The 3532-nt window shown below is 38.8% G+C and carries 2 protein-coding genes and 1 tRNA gene; all 3 read left to right on the forward strand.

The window, feature by feature from the left end:
* Positions 1–91 precede the first annotated feature (91 nt).
* The 3 genes from asnB to E4F24_RS05355 all read left to right on the forward strand — a co-directional run bounded on the left by asnB (position 92) and on the right by E4F24_RS05355 (position 3486).
* Positions 92–1786, forward strand: a complete 1695-nt coding sequence (gene asnB / locus E4F24_RS05345) for an asparagine synthase B (RefSeq protein WP_140937643.1) — start codon at positions 92–94, stop codon at positions 1784–1786.
* 134 nt (positions 1787–1920) lie between these two features.
* A tRNA-Asn gene (locus E4F24_RS05350) sits at positions 1921–1994 on the forward strand.
* Between the two features lie 187 nt (positions 1995–2181).
* Positions 2182–3486, forward strand: a complete 1305-nt coding sequence (locus E4F24_RS05355; protein ID WP_181182379.1) for a site-specific integrase — start codon at positions 2182–2184, stop codon at positions 3484–3486.
* The last annotated feature ends 46 nt before the right edge of the window (positions 3487–3532 follow it).

A 3532-nucleotide genomic window follows, 5' to 3' on the forward strand; every position in this document is an offset into this window, starting at 1 on the left:
ATCTTTAAAGAAAAATAAAAATTATTATGAATTTCATTTTTTTATTACTTACTTTGTGTTGTTAAAATATTGAACGATAAAAGTTATATGTATGTGTGGAATTATAGGAGCATTCGATTTAAAAGAAGAAGACGGTAAGATTAGGTCTCAAGCCTTAGAGATGTCTAAAAGAATTAGACATCGCGGGCCAGATTGGTCTGGTATCTTCAGTTCAGAAAAAGCTATTTTAGCCCATGAGCGTTTGGCTATTGTAGATCCTAAATCAGGAAGTCAGCCATTATTTAGTCCTGATGGAACAGTTGTGTTGGCTGTAAATGGAGAAATCTATAATCATCAAGAATTAAGAAATTCTTTGCCTAATTATAATTTTGCGACGCAATCAGATTCAGAAGTTGTACTTGCCCTATATTTAGAAAAAGGTTCTTCATTTGTAGAGGATTTGAATGGTATATTTGGATTTGCTTTATATGACTCGCGAAATGATTCCTATTTTGTTGCTCGGGATCACATGGGGATTATTCCTCTTTATTATGGTTATGATGAAAAGAGCCAGTTTTTTGTGGCTTCTGAATTAAAATCATTGGAGGGATTTTGCACTAAAATAGAACAATTTCCTCCGGGACATTATATACATAGTTTAGAAAGTACCGAACCGCAAAGATGGTATACCAGAGAATGGGAGTCATACGATAACGTAAAAGAAAATCAAACGGATATTGCGAAATTGCGTAAGGCTTTGGAAGATGCTGTGCATCGTCAATTAATGTCAGATGTGCCTTATGGTGTGCTTTTGTCAGGAGGGCTAGATTCTTCTGTTATTGCAGCGATTACCAAAAAGTTTGCATCCAAAAGAGTTGAATCTGGTGACGAGGAGGAGGCTTGGTATCCACAGTTACACTCTTTTGCAGTAGGATTAAAAGGTGCTCCGGACTTGATCGCTGCACAAAAAGCGGCCGATCATATCGGTACCATTCACCACGAAATTAATTTTACCATCCAAGAGGGGTTAGATGCGATACGTGATGTTATCTATCATTTAGAAACATATGATGTAACGACGATTCGTGCATCAACACCGATGTATTTATTGGCGCGTGTGATTAAATCTATGGGTATTAAAATGGTTCTTTCGGGAGAAGGGTCTGATGAACTATTTGGCGGATATTTATATTTTCATAAAGCCCCAAATGCCCAAGAGTTTCATGAAGAAACGGTTCGGAAGCTTAAAAAGTTATATTTATATGATTGTTTGCGTGCTAACAAGTCGTTGGCTGCTTGGGGTGTAGAAGGTCGCGTACCATTCTTGGATAAAGAGTTTATGGATGTAGCCATGACAATCAACCCATCGGATAAAATGATAACAGCTGAGAGAATGGAGAAATGGGTTGTTCGAAAAGCATTTGAAGATTATTTGCCAGAAAGTATTGCTTGGCGTCAAAAGGAACAATTTTCGGATGGAGTGGGATACAGTTGGATTGATACCTTGAAAGAGCAAGCGGAAAACAAAGTTACCGATGCTGAATTTGCCGGTGCCGCAGAAAGATTTCCAATTAATCCGCCAAAAAATAAAGAAGAATATCTATACAGGTCCATTTTTGAATCGCATTTTCCTTCGGAAGCCGCTGCGTTGACAGTACCTTCGGTTAAGTCAGTTGCTTGCAGCACACCGGAAGCACTGCTTTGGGATGCGTCGTTTCAGAACCTTAACGACCCTTCAGGTCGTGCAGTCGCTAGCGTACACCACGAGAGCTATGAAAAGAAACAAGAAGGAACCGCTGTCAATTAGCGAGGAAATATTTAAACAGTGGGAAAGAGGTTATAAAAATAACCTCTTTCTATTTTAAAATGTTTTTTTTCTTTGAATTTTAATCACGAAGTTTTATCTTTGTAACACTTTAGAAGGAAGTACTTCTAATATGATCCTGAATAGCTCAGCTGGTTAGAGCATCTGACTGTTAATCAGAGGGTCGCTGGTTCGAGCCCAGCTTCAGGAGCGAAATAGAAAAGCTGTTTTTCGATGAGAAAAACGGCTTTTTTGCTTTCTAAACGAAGATTAGAGACATCTTCGTTTGACCGATCGGGTTCTCCGATTTGGTTTGATTTACATAGTTTTTTGTTGAATTTCACGTGGGAATGTTACAAATATGTAACAGAAATTCCGGCGTGCTTAAGGAAAAAATTATGGCAACCGTAAGCGCAAAAGTTTATGAGCATCACAAGAAAGCTGATGGCACTTACAATGTGAAAATCTGTGTTTATCACAAAGGTATAAGAAAGTACATTGACACGACCCATTTTGTGGTCAGAAAGCAACTGACCAAAGATTTTAAAATCAAAGACCCTTTTATTACGGATATAGTCGAGCAACAGTTAAGGAAGTACCGAAACACTATTAGTGATTTGGAGGCGAAACTTGACCATTTCTCTACGGAAACCTTACGGGATTTTCTAAGGGATATGGAAGAAGATATTGATTTTGTGAAATTTTGTGACGACCATATAAAGACACTTAGAGAGAATGGGAGAATCAAAAGTGCAGAAAATTTCAATGTAGTGCGAAACAGTCTTGTGGATTATTTTAAAACGGATTCCTTTTCCATTAACCAAATTCACTACACCATGCTCCTTTCGTATGAGCGTTTTTTGAAGTCGGAACGCACGATGACCCGACTTAATCAATTCGGTAAACCTGTTACGACCATTGCAAAAGGAGTAAGTAGCTCGGCGGTTCATAATTACATGCGCGATCTTCGCACCTTATTCAACGCTGCGAGAAATCGATATAACGAAGAAGATATTGGGATATTCCGAATAAAGCATTATCCATTCAAGAAGTATAAGGTAGGCACACCGCCACCACGTGGCAAAGATCGAAACAATACTATTGAAGAAGTTTTAGCTATAAGGGATTGTGTCACTAAATCCGGTAGCCGTGCAGAACTTGCCAAAGAGCTGTATATGCTTTCGTTTTATCTATGTGGTACAAATGCCGTAGATTTTTATCAAATCGGCTCACAGAACCTCAAAAATGGACGATTTGAATACAATCGTTCAAAGACTACAGGACGAAGAAAAGATGATGCCTTTATCAGTGTCAAAATCATAGACGAGGCAAAACCATTGTTAGAAAAGTATATCGGTAAGTTGCCGATGCGTTATTCTACTGTTGGATGTTTGAACAAGGCATTGAGCAAAGGAATGGAACAGATCTGCCATATGACAGGTCTGTCGGGAGTAACGTTTTATTGGGCAAGGCATACCTTTGCCAATGTCGCACGTAATGATTGCCGAATGAGCAAAGACGACGTGGCTCTTGCACTTAATCACGTTGACGAAGGTAATCGAACGACGGACATTTACATTGCCAAGGATTGGAAGATTGTGGATGACGTGCAAAACAGGGTTATGGAGAAGTTAAAAGAAATAGAAGTAAAATCAATGACCAAACAAGATAAAAAGGGCAGTATTGCTTCTGTTGCCGCTTAATACGGCAACAGGATCAGTTTGGGGTGAACTCAGATATTGTAATAGG

It is taken from the genome of Sphingobacterium lumbrici (assembly GCF_006476045.1).
In the GTDB taxonomy this organism is placed as follows: Bacteria; Bacteroidota; Bacteroidia; order Sphingobacteriales; family Sphingobacteriaceae; genus Sphingobacterium; species Sphingobacterium lumbrici.